Below are 19,047 nucleotides of genomic sequence, written 5' to 3' on the forward strand. Positions count from 1 at the left end.
AAAAAAGGCAATAAAGTAGCTGTAGATGGCAAGCTTATTAACCGGAATTATGAAGATAAGGAAGGCATTAAGCGCTACGTCACTGAAATTTTAGTGAATGAATTTTTAATGCTGACACCAAAAGCTCAACCAGTCAGCTAAAAATAACATTCATTGTATCTCAACATTTTTACCCTGTGGGATTTCTTTTATCCAACAGAGTATGTTGAGTAAAAAGGGGGATTGAATCCCCCTTTTTTATTTTTTGGGTTCTGCGAGAAACGATTTATTTTCAAAGGAACATTGAGCAGAGAGGAGTTAGAACAGTTCAAAAATTCCATTACTTTGGGTGAAGACCCGCTGGAATACCAAAAACGAATAAGGAATGAATGGAGATGATTACTTGTTAGACACCAATGCGGTATTATACCTGTTGGTTTCAGACGAAGTGGTAAATTTTTTAGCGGAAAAAACAATCTCAATTTCTGTAATCACCGAACTGGAACTGCTTTCATATCACTTGCCTGTTTAAAATAAAACTATACAAAAAATTACTATTTATTTTCAATTTTTTACTTTTTAGAGTGGACTCAATGTGGAAACACCCGACACCACGTAGATATGCTATAAAAAACCTGGTGAAAGCTTGTGGTACTTTGTTATGTTTTTTAATTACCCCATCAATATCTCATAAGGGATCCCCAAATTCACATGCAAAGATTTGATCATTTTAAGGGAAAGCGGGCGTTTTCGGTTTAATACCTCGGAAACCAGGCTTTTACTACCAAAGTATTTTACTACATCCTTATTTTTAAGTCCTTTTTCTTCCATGATGCATTTGATAGCTTCTATCTTGTTTTTAATTCCTTTTTCTTCCATGATGTATTTGATAGCTTCTATTGGATCTGGGGGTTCAATAGGGTAATGTTTTTCTTCATAAGGCCAGGCAAGATCAGAAAGAACAATCAGTTCATCATATTCAGGTGTATCCTCTTTTGGATCTAAAAGGATAAGTTCGTCAATTCTTTTCATTGCTGTCCTGTAATCTTTTTCGGTTTTAATTGGTTTAAGTTCCATCATTAAACAGTTTTTACATCAATTTTATTATATTTCTTATGAATGCCTACGAAACGAATATATGCTAATTGATATTTATATACAAAATTAAAAGTAATAAGTTCTCATATTACGAACTTTTTATAAAGATTTCACCACACTTTAGATTATTTAGAAAAAATGTTATTTATTTGAAAAAAAAATAATGACTAACCCCACAAAATTATGAAAAATTACAGGGCTTATATGTTATCGTTATTAGCAATTTTATTTATTGTATTCAGCAACTCTTATGCGCTTTATTCAAAAACTGCTGGCATACGCCATGCGCTCCCGAGTTACTCGGGACGCTATGCGCCTAACGAAGACTCCCTTTATATCGTTGAAAACTACGAAAAACACGAATACCAAATCTCCATGCGTGATGGGGTGAAGCTATTCACAGCCGTATATGCACCTAAAGATAAAAGCAAAAAGTACCCGATCATACTTTTCAGAACGCCTTATTGTGTATGTCCATATGGAGAAGATAAATACAACACCAGGTTAAGCTCATCTATGCTTTTTGTCAGGGAAAAGTTCATCTTTGTTTTCCAGGATGTAAGGGGCAGATTTATGAGTGAAGGAGAATTTGTGAACATGCGTCCCCATAATGACAATAAAAAAAGCAACAGCGATATTGATGAGAGCACAGATACTTACGATACTATCGACTGGCTGATTAAAAATATCAAAAATAACAACGGCAAAGCTGGAATGTGGGGAATCTCCTACCCCGGCTTTTATACGGCTGCTGGCATCATTGATGCACACCCGGCATTAGTGGCAGCATCTCCACAGGCACCAATTGCAGACTGGTTTTGGGATGATTTCCACCATCATGGGGCATTTTTTCTTCCGCATTCATTTGGCTTTTTTGCGGTTTTTGGGATGCCAAGGCCAAAACCTACTAAGCAATGGGGGAAATGGTTTGAATACCCAACTCCTGACGGCTACCGTTTTTTCCTGGAAGAATTAGGGCCTCTGAAAAATGTGAATGAAAAATTTTACCATGATTCAGTCGCTTTTTGGAATGAAGCCGTTGAGCATCCAAATTACGATGAATTCTGGCAGGAGATGAATATTCTGCCGCATTTAAAAAACATCAAACCTGCCGTTATGACCGTTGGAGGATGGTTTGATGCAGAAGACCTTTATGGGCCGTTGAAAATTTATAGGGAAATTGAAAAAAACAGTTCCGGTGCTTATAATGTGCTCGTGATGGGTCCCTGGAATCATGGAGGATGGGCAAGATCAGATGGTTCAAGCATGGGAAATGTATTTTTCGGGGACACTCCTCCACCCTCTTTGTTTTACCGGGAAAATATAGAATTTCCGTTCTTCAACTATTTCCTGAAAGGAAAAGGGAACCTGGATCTCCCGGAAGCCTATGTTTTTGAAACAGGAACCAACAAATGGAGAAAATTTGATACGTGGCCGCCTGAAAATATAGTACAAAAAAGCCTTTACTTCCATGCAAATGGTAAACTGTCATTCGATATGCCTTCAAAAACCACTAATGGATATGATGAATTTATCAGCGACCCTGCCAAGCCCGTTCCTTTTACAGAAGCAATTGCAACAGGAATGACACGTGAATACATGACCGATGACCAGCGTTTTGCCTCCAGAAGGCCTGATGTGCTGGTTTACCAAACCGATGTATTGGAAGAAAACCTGACGCTTGCGGGCAGTATTATGGCCAATTTAAAAGTGTCTATCACTGGAACAGGTGCCGATTGGGTTGTCAAATTAATTGATGTTTATCCCGATGATCATCCAGGTTTTAAACATAATCCCCAAAAAATCAAAATGGGTGGTTACCAGCAGATGGTTAGAAGTGAAGTGATACGTGGCAGGTTTCGGAACAGCTATGAAAAACCGGAACCATTTATACCCAACAAAGTAACAGATGTGAGTTTTGAGCTCCAGGATGTTTTACATACATTCAAAAAAGGGCACAGGATCATGGTACAGGTCCAAAGCACATGGTTCCCGTTGGTTGACAGGAATCCTCAAAAGTATGTTGACAATATCTTCAAAGCAAACGAAGATGATTTTATTAAATCAACGCACAGGGTTTACAGATCAAAGAAGGAGCATTCGTTTTTGAGGGTGGGAGTGATTGAATAGTATTAGCACTTCTATTAACTTAAAGTTTTTTTTTAATTGACTCAGCGCAACGCTGGCGGTTGACTAAACTTTAAACTCTACACTTTACGCCCTTATCCCCATCACCAAAATATCGTCTGTCTGTTTACCACTCCCTTTCCATTCTTCAAAAGTCTTTTCCAGGATATTATGTTGTTTTTTCATTGGCAGGTGGTTTATTTTAAGCAGAAGTTGCTGGAATCTTGCCGTCATAAATCTTTCGTTATCAGGTCCACCAAACTGGTCGGTATAGCCATCGGAGAAAAGATAAAATGTATCCCCTTTTTTTAGCTTTAATTCATGATTGGTGAAGCTTTTGACAAATCGTTTCCTTGTCCCGCCAATTGTATCAATATTTCCTTTAATCTTTTTCAACTGTCCATTGGTAATTAAGTACAGTGGTCGTTGAGCGCCTGCAAATTGCAGGGATCGTACACCCCCTGCATTACCAGGTTGAATAGCAACAAGCGAGAGATCCATGCCATCATTTGCAATGTAATCTCCTCTACCTGCCTGCGAGGCCCCCCTAAGTCCCCCTGAATCGGTGAATGCCTGCCCGCCCACTAAGTCTTCCCTCGGAGCTGGCAGGCGGGGGTGAATGGGTGAATCGGTGAATCGCTTCGTTTTCCCTCTCTCCGTTTCTCCGATTCCCCGTTTCTCCAATTCAAGTTGGCTTGGAGTTAGGGGAGGGCGATGTCCTGTGGACATCGAGCCAGCCCTGTGGGAGGGGGGGCTTGGAGTTTGATGCAGGGCTTGCCTGATTCCTTGATTTAATTGATCAAGAATATCAGCAGGATTTGTTACCCCCTTTTCATTAACAATCTCATTTAAAAGCGTATTGCTGATCATTGACATAAATGCTCCCGGCACACCATGGCCGGTGCAATCTATTGCTGCCAAAATAACAGTATTGTCATTCCGGGCAGGGCGCTTGTCCCGAGCGGAGCGAGGGATGACAGGTAGTGATTCAGGAGATTCCTCGTTTGCGTTAACACTTCTACCCTTCCCTGCACCCGGAATGACATGTAGGGAAGTAAGCCAATAAAAATCCCCGCTTACGATATCCCTTGGCTTGAAAAAGATAAAAGAATCGGGCAATAATTTCTTTACAATATCATCAGGTGGCAGGATCGCTTCCTGGATACGTTTGGCGTAATTGATACTATCGGTAATTTGTTTATTTTTCTTTACTAACGTTTGGTTTGTTGCTTCTAATCTTTCTTTCTGAACTAATATTTCCTCCTGTTGCGTCCTGATCTCTTCATTTTGTTGCAAGATATGCTGATTTTGTTGTTCAAGATGAGTATTGGCTTTTTGTTTGACGCGGTAGCGGTTATATGCAACAAAGGCTAAAGCTGTAGCTAATATCAAAGCAGAAATGGAAGAAACAATTATAATTCTTTGTTTATTGAGTTTCAATTCCCTGATATACTGTTCTTTCATTAATAATTCTATCTTTTTTTCTTTTTCTACAGTTTCGTATTTGGTTTGCATTTCGGTTATTTGCCTGCTCTTTTGTTCATTGAAAAGGGAGTCTTTTACTGTTGTGTAAAGCATGTAATATTCATTGGCTTTGTGCCATTCTCCCAGTCCTCTACCCAAAGCCTTTGAGAGCCCTTCATAGTTTACCATTAAGCCCTCCATGTCTCCTATCTGAGCAGCAATTTTGGTGCTCATATAGTAGTATTGTTCAGCTTTTTTATATTTACCTTGCTTGAGGTAAACATCACCGATATTGGTATAAGATATATCTATCCCCAGCTTATCTCCAATCTGTTCACGGATCTCCAGCGATCTGAAGTGATTTTCAAGAGCCAGCGGGTAGTCACCCTGATCGGTATAAATAATACCGATATTGCTGTATGAGCTGGCTATGCCACTGCGGTCTCCAAGCTGCTCTGCTATTTCCAGCGATTTTGTATGATTTTTGAGCGCCTTATTATACAAGGAGTCACTTTGTCTCAGCAGAGTCTCTCGCAGAGGACTCTGCTGATTGGCTTTAACTGAACTTTGCAGTTGCTCAGCCTGATCGTAATAAATAAGGCCGATGTTGTTGTATGATACGGCTGTGCTCCTGAGGTCGCTAAGCTCCTTGCTGATCTCCAGCGATTTTGTATGATTTTGAAGCGCCTGCGGGTAGTCGCCCTGGTCGGTGTAGATAAGACCGATTCTGTTGTATGATTTGGCTGTTCCCCTGCGGTCTCCAAGCTGTTCGAAGATCTCCAGTGATTTGAGGAAATTTTTAAGCGCTAAAGGGTAGTTGCCCTGATTGATATAAATAATACCGATGTTGCTCAATAATCGGGCAACATCACTGCGGTTGCCAAGCTGCTCGCAGATCTCCAGTGATTTGGAGAAATTTTTAAGCGCTAAAGGGTAGTTGCCCTGGCCGGTATAAACTGCACCAATATTGTTGTAAGCGTATATCGTAGCATTTTTGAGCCATCGTTTTTTTTTAAGGGATTGTCTGGCTCGTTGCTTTCTCACAATCATGTCAAGGGCCTGGTTGGCATAGGTGAGGGCTGAGTCATAGATCCCATTTTGCATCAGGGTTTCTGAAAGGGTGTTGAGGGTTTTTATTTTTGAGGTGTCAGCTTTGGTGGTTTTTAAAGCCTGTAACAGGCTGTCAACCCTGTTAAATACCGTATCCGGTTTCACCCCGGTACGTTCGTACCTCACTAGGGGGTAGGCAGAAACCTTGTTATCAGCAACAACAATAGCTGCGTTTAGCAGCCAAAAGGTAATTAACAAGGAGTGTTTTATCATAATCTTTATTTTAATCAATTTGCCTGCCCGCCACTGCCTGCTTGTTCGGCAGACAGGCGTTTTGGCAGGCGGGCAAAGCTATGTCCTTTTTTTCCAAAACGGATAAACAAACCTCATCAAAGCACTTTCAGGGTATTTATCCATGTTGTCAAACCCCAGTTTTTGTGGTTGTTCTTCCGGGGGATAATATGCAGTGCTAAACAGCCAGTCCCAGAGACTGAAGATGATGGCAAAATTTTTCCCGTATTTCCCTTCAGGGATAAGATCATGATGCCAGACATGAAAGCGGGAAGAATTGAGAACATACCTGAAAATGCCCCAATTGATCTTTAAATTAGAATGATTCAGGTGGCCGATCAGCGTACCGATCACAGCTATCCACAAGATTACGCTGCCATCTACGCCTAATATCACAAGCGGGAAATATGTAATACTTTTGTATATTACGATCTCCATCCAGTGAAAACGAAAATTGCCGATCCAATCCAGTTCCTCTATGCTGTGGTGCAATTTATGAAATTCCCATAATAAGGGTACCCTGTGGAGTAACCTGTGTATGAGCCATTCCATAAAATCTTTCAGCAATAAAAAAACAATAAATTGAAGCCACAAGGAAGATCCTGATAAGAAATTAAAGCTTTCAGGTGAGGGAAGATCGAACCATTGGAGGTAAGAATAAGCTTGCTTTAAAATAAATAACCCCGCAAAAGCGAGCAGTATCCCCGCATAATGCCCGTTAAATATCAGCCAGAAAAGATCCTGCCATATTTGTTTTCTAAAGGCTTTCTGTTGTTTACGCCACGGCCATATACGCTCAAGGATCCAGCAAAAAAGTGACACGACCAGCAGCCAGAAAAAATAACCTTTGGTATCCCAGATTATGTTTAGCATGATTATAGAAGCAGTTGACAATTGACCCCGAGTAGAGACGCCCAAATTGGGCGTCTCTACTCGGGGTCAATTGTCAACTGCCTGTTTTTTTTGTGAAATTATTTCTCTAAAATAAAAGCTCGACTTTACGTCATAATAAGGTTCATCATTAATAGTGCAAAAGGGATAAATAAAATAATTTAATACTTCGGTAATGTTATTGTTTTGTAATTCAATATCTCTCCCGATCGTAAATTGGATGCGGTTATAGTCAAGGTTACCGAAATAAAAATCTTTCATTTCCGGGTGTTTAAAAGCCTCAGACGCATCAACCGGTATCCAGCCTTTAAAGTCCGAATGCAATTCGGATTTACTGATAAAAAATTCAGCCCAGCAGTGGTATCCGGATATTTCTCCTTCGGTCTTTTTTTCTGGTAAGGGAAATCCAATTATAAACCTTGCCGGTATATCAATACTTCTGCACATACCAATAAACAGGGAATGAAAATCAGTGCAATTGCCTGCTTTTACGTTACAGGCATAGAGCGCATCTCCCCTACCCCAGCCTGTACCTGATTTATCATAAGTTACTGTGTTTACGATATGATCATAAATAGCGCTTACCTTATCCATGTCTGATTTAGCATTTAGAGTGACTTTTTTTGCCTCTTTTTTAATTTGACCATCGATAGGAATGAGGTTATTTGGCAAGAGATCTTTTGATGAAAGATGTTTGCCGGGTAATAGAAGATGTGAGGTTGGGACATTGTTTCTAATCTTTCGTTGGGCAACAAAGCTTATCCTGATATTCAGACTATCAGGAATGTTTTTATTAATTAAAATATTTAAAAATTTATTGTTATATGTAGTTTCCCTATCAATTGTATAAGGCACGGGACATTCTATTTTTATATTTGATATAACTTGAAAATTATCAGATTGTGGAAGTGGGATCCAGGTACTTAACCCTTTGGCAGTTTTTGGAATGTGGGGCAGGGCTACGTTGTATATAAATTCAAAGCTTCGGGAAGTGGTTGTATCATTAGGCGCATGGCGCATGGTGCATAGCGCATAGCAGGTACTCACGACTGTTGGAAAAGCAAAAATATAACCTGAAAATGAGAGGAGAACCGTTATTGTTAAAAAAGAATTGTATGCCTTGATGCACATTTTTTGTTTTTAAAAATGTAGGGAACAGGCATGGTAGAGACGTTGCATTGCAACGTCTCTACCATGCCTGTTCCCTACAATAGCAGGATAAAAAATTGATCACTTAGGATGTTCAGGATGTTCAGGGTGTTCTGGGTGTTCAGATTCTTTTTTAGTTTCTTGCTCTACATCTTTCTTTTTCCAAACCCCATCTTCTTCATACCATGTGTACCTGGGTTTTCCATCCTTCTTATGCACTGACACTTCAGTGGTACTTAAATTATCTTTCTCAGTGCCTTCCATAAAAATATCAATGTCGTAAACCACGCCATCGGTATTATCAAAATCAGCACAGACAAAATGAAGCGAAGAACTCAGGCTTGTTAGTCTGTCTTCATGCACTTTTTTGAGTTTAAGTTTCAACTCTTTGTTTTCTTTTTCATCTTTAACAATAAAGTAACCATCATTTTTTGATGTCTCTTCTTTTACGTATTTTTTAACAGCCGTTGCAAGTTCCTGAACGGTCAATCCCTTGGTGTCTAGGGGATTTTCTGCATCATCATTCGCTTCGCCACTTGTTTGACTGCAATTCGTGATTAAAGTGATAAAGAAAAAGCTCCCTAATACCAATAGGGACAGCCTTGTTAATTTTTTAAATGTGTTCATAAGTAAATAAGTTAAAAGGTTGAATAATTGTTAAAATAAATTCGGTTGCAAAAGTAGGTTGTTAATTATACAAATCCAAATAGAGATGTGTCTTTTAATTAAAAGTCAACGTGAAACCTGAATTGAACGATACTGGCGCTTCCAACGTCATTCAGTTGGGCTAAAACATAATTCGCCATAAAGCGTGTTGACGGATTGAGGTACCAGTTTAATCCTATTGTTATACAGTTAAGCGTACCTCCCTTAATTGTTTTGTCATCTAAATCCAGGATTGAATAACGTAAGCCAATCTCCCATGCGCCTAATCCGCCATCGCTGCCGAAATTCTTTTTAGGACTAACGCGGCTAAAAGCAGATAGTGAGGTAGAATACTGCCTGCTTTCGCCTGTTAAGAAGTAACTTACATAAGCATAATAACCTGCAAATGTATAATTGATAGCCAACGTGTCTGTATTAGTTTTTACAACTGATGAAACAAATTCTCCTTGCAAAGAAAAAGGCCCCATCACTAAAGCAGCTTCAGTTTGAAAGAGATTTATTATATCCACATTACTGATAGTATCCGTATTAAGAAGTTCATTTGCCAGATGACTTTCGGGTTTTGACTTTATATAATATTCATTAGCATCAGGATTTCTATAACTATAGGCTAGCCCTAAATGCAGAAGCTGTTTTTTTTCAGTATTATAAATTGGTAATCCGGTTAACCTGGCTGTAATATTGTATTCATCGTCTGCCTGCTTGTCATTGCCAAACTTATCTGCCCTGCGGAAAATACCGAGTGACCATGACAATCGTGATTGCAGGGCCAGGTCATAAACCATTAAGCCGGAATTACGATCAGGTATAAAAGCAAGCGTGGTTGCCCGTTCCATAAAAGTGATATATTTACCACTCGTTATTACTCCCAACCTGAATGGTTCTTTAAAATGTCCGATCTTAATATTTCCTATAACCGGGATTTTTGAAAGACTGATCCAAACATCTTTAGCGTTTGCCGAGTCTCCTGCAAAATCAAATTGAATTTTATATTTAACATTGTAATAGATCTGCCCGGAATGAAACAATCTTATTCTTCTGAATTCTACCCCATTACTTAATGGCCCGAATGCTTTTTTAAAGGTGTCTTCCTGAAAAAAGAAAGCGTGATCATAATTAATTCTCCCACCAAACTTTAACTTGAATTGCTTATCTTCACTTTCAAATTGAAAACCATTTTTCCAGTATATCTGATAGTTTGGTACTACAAGTTTTTCATTTGCTTTTGGATTTGCAGGCGCTATTTCCTGTGCAAAAGTATTTGCAATGGTTAATAGCAGGCATAATAAAACAGTTGGCAGTTGGCAGCGGCAGTTGGCAGTCCTGCCTCCTGCTGCTGCCGCTGCCAACTTGTATATAAAGCCAACTTCTCCCAAGCTTACCCGGGATGTATAAATTTTGAAATTCCGACACATTAAATTTGAGCCAATAGGCAGAATCGAACTGCCATCCATGGTTTACGAAACCATTGCTTTACCATTAAGCTATATCGGCAATTTTTATTTGGTGATTTAGTGATTTGATGATTTGGTTATGCAAATTTAATAAAAAATGTTTATTTGTATAGGTTTATTTATTTTATATCTTTGCAAAAACTTTATACAATGCAAAACATAGCAGTAATCGGTTCAGGAACGATGGGGAACGGCATTGCCCATGTATTTGCTCAAAACGGATTTACGGTTTCTCTGGTCGATGTTTCTGAAGATGCTCTCAATAAAGCTTTAGGAACGATCTCCAAAAATCTTGACAGGCAGGTAAAAAAAGAACTAATTACTGAAGAAAATAAAAAGGAAATATTAACACGTATCGGCACTTTTGCTGATATGAAAACGGGTGTGCATAATGCAGACCTGGTAGTTGAAGCCATTAATGAGAAGATAGATACTAAATTAAAGATATTTAAAGACCTGGATGAACTTTGTCCTCCACACACCATCCTGGCAAGCAATACCTCTTCTATTTCAATCACCAAAATTGCAGCGGCTACATCAAGGCCTGATAAAGTAATCGGCATGCATTTTATGAATCCGGTCCCGGTTATGAAATTAGTAGAGATTGTCAGAGGATACGCTACTTCCGGTGAAGTTACAGACCAGGTCATGGATGTTTCAAAAAAATTAGGTAAGATACCTGTTGAAGTGAATGATTATCCGGGCTTTATTTCCAACAGGATATTGATGCCTATGATCAATGAAGCGATATATTCATTATATGAAGGTGTGGCAGGCGTTGAGGAGATAGACTTGGTGATGAAGCTGGGTATGGCTCATCCAATGGGGCCCCTGCACCTGGCTGATTTTATCGGATTAGATGTATGCCTGTCTGTTTTAAATGTATTATATGAAGGCTTTGGCAATCAAAAATACGCACCCTGTCCGTTGTTGGTAAATATGGTAGCAGCAGGCCACCACGGAATCAAATCAGGGTTTGGGTTTTACTGCTGGACTGAAGAGACTAAAGAGTTGATCGTGGCAGAGAGGTTTAGGAAGATGGAGTTGGTTAATTAGTGTCTATAAAGTAAATGTTGCTTTCCGGGTATTCGGGATGCGTTCTTTGCCCCGAATACTCAGAAAGAAATTTTTCTTAAATTAAAAACTATTATTATGGGAAGAGGAGACGTCAAAACCAGAAAAGGGAAACTCTTTAGAGGTTCTTTCGGAAATAAAAGGCAAAGAAAAACGAACAAATCCGTTAAGCCAATACTCCAGTCGAATGAGAAAAAACTTCAACGGAATAAAATCGCCCCCGTTAAACCCAAACTAGATCCTATCACGACAAGTCAGGACGAAGAAGTTAAAAAAGAAATCCAACCTAAATTGGACCCCGTCTCGAGTATTCAGGACAAGGCAGATAAAAAACACCCCGATGAAATAGTCCCGGGTACTCGGGATCACAGGGAAAAGATTCAGCAGGGCAGGGAAGAAAAGGAAATATTAGAAAAAGAAAAAATCAAAGGCAAAACCGAATCAGCCAAATCAACAGTTTCTGACCAGATAGATAAGGAAAAAAAACCTACTACTCTAATAAAGCCCGGGCAAGATAAGCCTGACTTGAATAATCCCGGGTACCCGGAACAACAAAGTTCACCCCCTGAAAAACCAGATAAACCAGATAAATCAGGGAGCACGGCTAAGGCAGAGAAAAAATCAGACAAGGAAAGTAAGTAAGCAACAGCATCGACATGACATTTCTTCTTAATATCGTTTCAGATAAAGGGAAGTTTGATATTTTCCCTATTTTATTAAATAAGACGAAGAAATGTCATGTCTTTTTAAACCCTGCACACCCCGCACATAAAATTTATGTGCGGGGCACATAAATTCTGGGCGAGAATAAAAAATAAAAATAACATATCAAAAAATTTATGTCGAAGCAAAAAGATTATTTGGACAAATTGAACCCTGAAAATTATTATCACATTTACAATCGGGCTAATGGTAAAGAAGGGCTGTTTTTGTCAGACAGAAACAGGCACCATTTTCTAAACACTTATAGTCTGTATTTATCTAATTTTGTTGAAACCTATACGTACTGTCTTTTAACAAATCACTTTCATTTTTTAGTAAGAGTTAGAAGTGAAAATTATATTCTAAAAAAAACAAAACCTAATTATGATAAGTATTTGAAAAAAAACAATAACTCAGAAACGATAATTTGTGACTTGCTTAGTGAGGTATTCAGAAGATTTTTTATTGCTTATTCAAAAGCATTCAATAAAGAGCAAAACAGACATGGAAATTTGTTTGAAAGACCTTTCAAACGAATTTTGATAGATAACGATGATTATTTTTCTCAATTGGTATATTATATACATTCTAATCCTGAGAATCATAGAATAATCGGAGATTTTAAAAAATATAAATGGAGCTCGTATAATTCATTTCTGTCAGAAAAGCTAACCAGATTACAAAGAGATAGTGTATTAGACTGGTTTGGTGGTAAAGAAGGATTTATTAAGTTTCATTCCATGTACCAGGAATCTAAAAAATTAGATAAATTTATGATTGAAGATAAGAATGATTTTTTTAAGAAGACATGACATTTCTTGTGTATTTTAGAGATGTGATTTGGTGTGGGGGTATAGGTAATAAATCTATAAAATGAAAAAGAAATGTCATGTCGAATTGGCAGATTATTCGTACCCCCACTCCTACCCTTTAAAACCAGTCCCGAGTACTCGGGAGGAGCACGATGAGCAGCAAGCTAAACAACTAAAACCAGAACTACCTGCCCGCCAAAAGCCTATGGCAGGCTGGAAAACTTTTTAACTATAACCCCGCACCCCGAGTACTCGGGGTGCGGGGTAAACCAAAACCAACCAACCAATACCCAAACTTGAGATACCTCCTTCCCATATTGGCATTTATCCTTACCGTTAATGTTAGCGCCCAGGATAAAGCCAATAAAAATACACAAATCTTATGGAAATTCAAAACCGGGGATATCGTGGAATCCTCTCCGGCCGTTGCGGATGGGATGGTCTATTTTGGAAGCTTTGACGGTTATCTATACGCTGTAGATACAAAAACTGGCCTGGCAAAATGGAAGTTCAAATGTCAATCATGGGTGTATTCTTCTCCGACTGTTGTGGATGGAGTGGTCTATTTCGGAAGCTTAGACAGCTACCTCTATGCAGTAGATGCTAAAACCGGGCTGGAAAAATGGAAATTTAAAACCAAATGGAAGGTCGTCTCCTCCCCTTCCATTGCCGGTGGTATAGTTTATTTTGGAAGTTTTGACAACTATCTCTATGCATTAGATGCAAAGACAGGCCAGCTAAGGTGGAAATTCAAAACAGAAAATGAAGTAAGATCTTCCCCTCTTATTGCCGGTGGAATGGTTTTTTTTGGAAGCCTTGACGGTTATCTTTATGCCGTATATGCAAATAACGGGTATCAAATATGGAAATTCAAAACAGAAAAAGGTATAAGCTCCTCTCCCATTATTGCTGCCGGTGTAATCTATTTTGGAAGTAAGGATAACTATCTCTATGCCTTAGAAGCATTGACAGGTATTCAGGTATGGAGATTCAAAACTGAAGGAGATGTACTCTCCTCTCCTGCCATTTATGGCAGGATGGTTTTTATCGGAAGTTGGGATAATCATCTGTATTCCATAGATGCAAAGAGCGGGCAGCAAATATGGAAATTCAAAACCGGAGGTTATATAAGATCTTCCCCGGCCATTGCAGACGGAATGGTCTATTTTGGAAGTGAGGACAACTATCTTTATTCGTTATATGTAAAAACCGGGGAGTTAAGATCTAAATTCAAAACTAAAAGTAGTATCATTTGTTCACCAACGGTTGTGGATGGGGTAATATACGTTGGGAGTTGGGACCGCTGTCTTTATGCATTAAAAGCTTCCCCCATTTTTACTATTTCAGGAAAAGTAACAAATATAATAACGAATGAACCGATAGAACTTGAAGTTGTTCTTGTATGTCTTGCATTTGGTAGGATTGTTGCTATTGCAAAGACCAACCCTTCAGACGGAAGTTATTTATTTACCGTGCCAGACAGTGCGGATTGCTACAGTTATTCGCTTCTTGCTTCTGACACTACACTATACCATTTTAGAATAGATTTTGATATATCTGTAGATGCTGCCAGGAAAGACTTATTCATCGATTTATCTCTTATTCCTATTTCGGGGAAAGTAATACACGCTGAAACCAATAAGCCAATAGCTACTGAAGTGAAAGTAATATGCCTTGACAATGGAGAGATCGTAGGTATTGTAAAAAGCAGCCCCAAAGACGGGAGCTACAATATTACATTGCTTGCTACCGGAGATTGCTTTAAATATTCAATTCTTGCTACCGACACCACGCTGTTTCCTGTTAGTATAAATTTTGATATAACTGATTTGAAAGGTGAATCAAAAGATCTATCCTTTGATTTGTCTCTTGTTCCAATTGAAAAAGGGCAAACGATACGGTTGAATAGTATATTTTTTGATTCGGGGAAATCATTCTTGAGACGTGAATCTTCTCCTGAATTAAAGAGGTTGATTAAGTTTCTAAAAGACAACCCTTCAATTGAAATTGAAATAGCCGGTCATACTGATAATATTGGTTCAGGGACAAAAAACACTAAACTTTCGCAAGCAAGAGCACAAGCAGTTGCAAAACATTTAATTAGAAATGGAATAGTAAAAAAAAAGATACTCGTAAAAGGATATGGCGAAAGCAAATCGGTTGCTGACAATGATACTGAAGAAGGCAGGCAGTTGAACAGGAGAGTGGAGTTTACTATTCTTAAAAAGTAGTGGATGAAACCACTTTGAAACCACTAATTACACGAATTACACTAATTTAATTAGTATAATTCTTAATTAGTGTAATTCGTGTAATTAGTGGTTTCGTGGTTTCATGTTCAGAAACTTCGGAAAAGGTTTTTAAAACAATAGAACAATGATTATCTTTGAGGGAATTTTAAAAACATTTCAACTATGGAAACTCTTGTTATTAGAAATGAATACTTTTAACCTGAAAAATTACGAAAAGCTATGAGAACAATAGAGTTTGAGACACAGGTGGAAAACGGAATCATCAAAATTCCTAAAAATATCACTAAGGACGTTAATAATAAAAAGGTCAAAATTCTAATTAAAGTTGATAGGGATAAAAATATCCAAATCAATGACAATATGAAAATACAGATGAGCTCTATTGCTTATCAAGAATGGTTAAGTTCTGATAATGATATTTATGATGATGTATTCAAGGATGAAGTTGAATAGAGGTGATATTATTCTTTTTTGACTAAAATTAAACTTTTAACTTATGAACAATTTAAGAAAGATTGAACAGAAAATAAGTAGCTTACCTCCTGGATTAATGTATGATTTAGAATTATATTTAGATTTTTTATCGCAAAAATTCAAATCTACAACACATAGCAAGTTAAAGCAAAAATGGGCTGGTGCATTGAAAGAATATCGTTCTAAATATACTTCTATTGAGTTACAAAAAAAGTCATTAGATTGGAGGGGGTAAAAAAATGTTTTTAGTAGATACCAATATTTGGCTTGAAAGATTACTTGAACAAGAAAAGACAGAGGAAGTAAAATTATTCTTACAAGAAATTCCAGCCAATATATTATTTATTTCTGATTTTACCCTTCATTCAATCGGTATCATAATGACAAAGCTTAATAGAAAAGATGAATTTAAGGATTTTTTAGTTGATATTTTTGAAAATGGCAAGCTGAATTATTTATCGTTAAGGCCATTAGAATTGCCAGATTTGATTACATATATAAATTCAAAAAGATTAGACTTTGATGATGCTTATCAAGTTGTAGTTTCTAAAAAATACAAACTGGAAATAGTAAGTTTTGACAAAGATTTTGAAAAAGCTGGTATTAAACCGTTAAAGCCATTTGAAGCTATTAATAAATATAAAAAAATTGCATAATAATCAATTTGTATTTTAGCAATCTGAAAATAGAATATAAAATATGACATAAAGACAAAGTAAAACATAACAAAAAATTGCGTTGCTGAAGTTTTTCTTGGTTTAAGCTGAAAATTAATAGCACCTAAAAATCTAAATTAAAAAGAGGAAAAGTACGTCCTATTGTGAATAAAGAGCTGCATTAAGACAATATGTTGCAAAAATTAATAATAATAGGGTCAACCAGCACCCAGTAACCAGCATCCAGTAACTGATAATTTGATGCATGATGTTAATAATGATTACAATTTAAGTTGTTTTTTTTAATTTAGATTTTTAGGTTACAATCAAATTAACCCGCCTTTTGAACCTCGGGGCAACAACATTTAAAACCATGAAAAAACTTCTATTCTTATCCTTGTTTTTGCACATAATTTTTTGTGCAAACGCCCAGCCCGGCTCCATTGACCTCTCCTTTACCGTTGGTACGGGAGCAAACGGTATTGTCCTAACAACCTCTATACAAAGCGATGGGAAAATTATTATCGGTGGCTGGTTCACTTCCTATAATGGAACAGCCATAAACCGCATTGCCCGCCTCAATGCGGATGGTACGCTTGACAGTACTTTTACCGCAGGAACGGGAGCAAACTTTGGTGTCTCTACAACCTCTATACAAAGCGATGGGAAAATTATTATCGGTGGACAATTCACTTCCTATAATGTAACAGCAATAAACCGTATTGCCCGCCTCAATACCGATGGTACCCCTGACAGTACTTTTACCGTTGGTACGGGAGCAAACAATACTGTCTTGACAACCTCCATACAAAGCGATGGGAAAATTATTATCAGTGGCGGGTTCACTTCCTATAATGGAACAGCAATAAACCGTATTGCCCGTCTCAATGCGGATGGTACCCTTGACAGTACTTTTACCGTTGGTACGGGAGCAAGCAATGCCGTATGGACAACCTCTATACAAAGCGATGGGAAAATTATTATGGGTGGTAACTTCACTTCCTATAATGGAACAGCCATAAACCGTATTGCCCGCCTCAATGCCGATGGTACACTTGACGGAACTTTTACCGTTGGTATGGGAGCAAGCAGTGATGTCTATACAACCTCTATACAAAGCGATGGGAAAATTATTATCGGGGGCTGGTTCACTTCCTATAATGGAACAGCAAGAAATTATATTACCCGCCTCAATGCGGATGGTACCCTTGACAGTACTTTTACCGTTGGTACGGGAGCAAGCTGGATTGCCCAGGCAACCTCTATACAAAGCGATGGGAAAATTATTATCGGTGGTTTGTTCACTACCTATAATGGAACAGCAAGAAACCGTATTGCCCGCCTCAATGCCGATGGTATCCTTGATGGTATTTTTACCGTAGGAATTGGAGCAGACAGTACTGTCTTTACAACCTCTATACAAAGCGATGGGAAAATTATTATCGGTGGTTTGTTCACTTCCTATAATGGAACAGGGAGAAACGGGATTGCAAGATTGTTAAATTGTTTCCCGGTAACAACTCCGGCAACTTCCGCTATCTGCAATGGCGACAGCATTTTCCTGCAAGGAGCATATCAGAATGCTCCTGGAACATATTACGATACCCTATTGGCTGTAAATGGCTGCGACAGCATACACTCAACAGCGCTTACAGTCAATTCAACATACAGCATCAGCGACCCGGCAGTTGCAATCTGCAACGGTGACAGTTCTCTAATTTACGGAACGTATAGAACCGCAGCAGGTACATATTACGACAGCTTGACAACCGTTGCCGGATGTGATAGTGTTTATTCAACAGCGCTTACTATCATAATTTATAACATCATTGACCCGGCAGTTGAAACCTGCAATGGTGACAGTTCTCTAATTTACGGAACGTATAGAACCACAACAGGTACATACTACGACAGCTTGACAACTGTTAATGGCTGCGACAGCATACACTCAACAGCGCTTACGGTCAATCCAACATACAACATCAGCGACCCGGCAGTTGCAATCTGCAACGGTGATAGCGCACTAATCTACGGAACATACAGAAATACAGCAGGTACATATTACGACAGTTTGTCAACTGTTAGCGGCTGCGACAGCATCATAACAACCGGCTTAACCGTAAATCCTTTACCGGCTATTCCGGTAATCACTCAAAACGGAGATACATTGGCATCAAGTATAGCCAATTCCTACCAATGGTATTATTACGACACATTGCTCATTGGTGCCAATTCACAGTCATATATACCTGTAAAATCGGGTTTATATTTTGTGGAGATAACTGATACAAATGGATGTACATCCATTTCAGCCGCATTCAGCGTAACCATTTCAAGCATTAAAGAAGATGAATCAATTTATGGTTTGAAAATATATCCCAATCCCAATACCGGCAAGTTCAATATTGTAATGAACATAACACAAGCAGAAAATTTAGAGCTAAAAATCGTCAACAATTTGGGACAGGTATTATTTAGAGAGAATCTAAAACAATTTAAAGGCATCTACGAAAAGCAACTTGATTTAAATAAATATCCGGCAGGCATCTATAATCTCCAATTAATAAGCAAAAAAGGAGTAATTAATAAACAGATAATAATTGAATAAATCATTATAATTGAACAATTAAAAGCCACCTCTGCAGGCACATCATTAAGTAAATCGCTCATTTCATCCCACAAATCCAAATTTACTTAATCATGTGCCTGCCCCTCTAAAGAAAAAAATAAAAAATCTTCTTCTTCCCCTAAAAAAATCTTTTAAGAGGTGATACAAAATCGGAGTCCCCCCGAGTACTCGGGGGGGCTCCGAATGAAGATTGCCATAGTCGCCTATTGGGAGCCCGACTCTCGGAGTCCCACTCCAAGTGGGGCTCCGAATAAAGGATTGCCAATCCCTTGATTGGGA

General features: G+C 38.3%; 18 protein-coding genes and 1 tRNA gene. 11 read left to right on the plus strand and 8 right to left on the minus strand.

From position 1 onward, the window contains the following. Both FVQ77_14830 and FVQ77_14835 read left to right on the plus strand, forming a co-directional pair. A partial coding sequence (locus tag FVQ77_14830; GenBank protein ID MBW8051580.1) for a single-stranded DNA-binding protein occupies positions 1-141 on the plus strand: 141 nt, incomplete at its 5' end. 223 nt (positions 142-364) lie between these two features. Then, positions 365-511 (plus strand): type II toxin-antitoxin system VapC family toxin, encoded by a 147-nt coding sequence (locus FVQ77_14835; protein MBW8051581.1) that lies wholly within the window; start codon positions 365-367, stop codon positions 509-511. 140 nt (positions 512-651) lie between these two features. Here the strand turns inward: FVQ77_14835 and FVQ77_14840 are convergent, their stop codons facing one another. Both FVQ77_14840 and FVQ77_14845 read right to left on the minus strand, forming a co-directional pair. After that, entirely contained in the window at positions 652-1,056 is a 405-nt protein-coding gene (locus FVQ77_14840) for a transcriptional regulator (GenBank protein ID MBW8051582.1), read from the minus strand. A 2-nt stretch (positions 1,057-1,058) separates the two neighbouring features. Beyond that, complete coding sequence (locus FVQ77_14845) at positions 1,059-1,154, minus strand: hypothetical protein (GenBank protein MBW8051583.1); 96 nt, start codon at positions 1,152-1,154, stop codon at positions 1,059-1,061. Between the two features lie 127 nt (positions 1,155-1,281). On the opposite strand from FVQ77_14845, the gene FVQ77_14850 reads away from it, so the two are divergent. Continuing rightward, complete coding sequence (locus FVQ77_14850) at positions 1,282-3,207, plus strand: CocE/NonD family hydrolase (protein ID MBW8051584.1); 1,926 nt, start codon at positions 1,282-1,284, stop codon at positions 3,205-3,207. Between the two features lie 84 nt (positions 3,208-3,291). Here the strand turns inward: FVQ77_14850 and FVQ77_14855 are convergent, their stop codons facing one another. The 6 genes from FVQ77_14855 to FVQ77_14880 all read right to left on the minus strand — a co-directional run bounded on the left by FVQ77_14855 (position 3,292) and on the right by FVQ77_14880 (position 10,209). Next, positions 3,292-5,991: a tetratricopeptide repeat protein gene (locus tag FVQ77_14855; protein MBW8051585.1), complete on the minus strand. Its 2,700-nt coding sequence runs from the start codon at positions 5,989-5,991 to the stop codon at positions 3,292-3,294. Positions 5,992-6,069: 78 nt separating this feature from the next. Further along, a complete protein-coding gene (locus FVQ77_14860; protein ID MBW8051586.1) occupies positions 6,070-6,882 on the minus strand; it encodes a sterol desaturase family protein in 813 nt (270 codons plus the stop codon). A gap of 66 nt (positions 6,883-6,948) precedes the next feature. Next, complete coding sequence (locus FVQ77_14865; protein MBW8051587.1) at positions 6,949-8,031, minus strand: transglutaminase domain-containing protein; 1,083 nt, start codon at positions 8,029-8,031, stop codon at positions 6,949-6,951. A gap of 99 nt (positions 8,032-8,130) precedes the next feature. Then, positions 8,131-8,676, minus strand: coding sequence for a hypothetical protein (locus FVQ77_14870; protein MBW8051588.1), 546 nt, complete (start codon positions 8,674-8,676; stop codon positions 8,131-8,133). A 98-nt stretch (positions 8,677-8,774) separates the two neighbouring features. Next, entirely contained in the window at positions 8,775-10,169 is a 1,395-nt protein-coding gene (locus FVQ77_14875; protein ID MBW8051589.1) for a hypothetical protein, read from the minus strand. After that, positions 10,139-10,209: transfer RNA gene (locus FVQ77_14880), tRNA-Thr, on the minus strand. Before FVQ77_14880 ends, FVQ77_14875 begins: the two co-directional genes overlap by 31 nt. Before the next feature lie 110 nt (positions 10,210-10,319). On the opposite strand from FVQ77_14880, the gene FVQ77_14885 reads away from it, so the two are divergent. The 8 genes from FVQ77_14885 to FVQ77_14920 all read left to right on the plus strand — a co-directional run bounded on the left by FVQ77_14885 (position 10,320) and on the right by FVQ77_14920 (position 18,747). Then, the gene (locus FVQ77_14885; protein MBW8051590.1) at positions 10,320-11,225 is read left to right on the plus strand and encodes a 3-hydroxybutyryl-CoA dehydrogenase; all 906 of its coding nucleotides are present in this window, start codon (positions 10,320-10,322) and stop codon (positions 11,223-11,225) included. Positions 11,226-11,321: 96 nt separating this feature from the next. Next, a complete protein-coding gene (locus tag FVQ77_14890; protein MBW8051591.1) occupies positions 11,322-11,885 on the plus strand; it encodes a 30S ribosomal protein THX in 564 nt (187 codons plus the stop codon). A gap of 197 nt (positions 11,886-12,082) precedes the next feature. After that, positions 12,083-12,757 carry a hypothetical protein gene (locus FVQ77_14895; protein MBW8051592.1) on the plus strand — a complete coding sequence of 225 codons (675 nt, stop codon included), beginning with the start codon at positions 12,083-12,085 and terminating at the stop codon, positions 12,755-12,757. Positions 12,758-13,053: 296 nt separating this feature from the next. Beyond that, on the plus strand, positions 13,054-14,988 hold the full coding sequence (locus FVQ77_14900) for a PQQ-binding-like beta-propeller repeat protein (GenBank protein MBW8051593.1): 1,935 nt from the start codon (positions 13,054-13,056) through the stop codon (positions 14,986-14,988). Positions 14,989-15,228: 240 nt separating this feature from the next. Then, positions 15,229-15,462 carry a hypothetical protein gene (locus FVQ77_14905; protein MBW8051594.1) on the plus strand — a complete coding sequence of 78 codons (234 nt, stop codon included), beginning with the start codon at positions 15,229-15,231 and terminating at the stop codon, positions 15,460-15,462. 43 nt (positions 15,463-15,505) lie between these two features. After that, positions 15,506-15,718 carry a DUF2281 domain-containing protein gene (locus tag FVQ77_14910; protein ID MBW8051595.1) on the plus strand — a complete coding sequence of 71 codons (213 nt, stop codon included), beginning with the start codon at positions 15,506-15,508 and terminating at the stop codon, positions 15,716-15,718. Between the two features lie 4 nt (positions 15,719-15,722). Next, positions 15,723-16,139, plus strand: coding sequence for a type II toxin-antitoxin system VapC family toxin (locus FVQ77_14915; protein MBW8051596.1), 417 nt, complete (start codon positions 15,723-15,725; stop codon positions 16,137-16,139). 373 nt (positions 16,140-16,512) lie between these two features. Further along, positions 16,513-18,747, plus strand: coding sequence for a T9SS type A sorting domain-containing protein (locus FVQ77_14920; protein MBW8051597.1), 2,235 nt, complete (start codon positions 16,513-16,515; stop codon positions 18,745-18,747). Positions 18,748-19,047: the final 300 nt, after the last annotated feature.

The organism is Cytophagales bacterium, from assembly GCA_019456305.1.
GTDB lineage: Bacteria > Bacteroidota > Bacteroidia > Cytophagales > VRUD01 > VRUD01.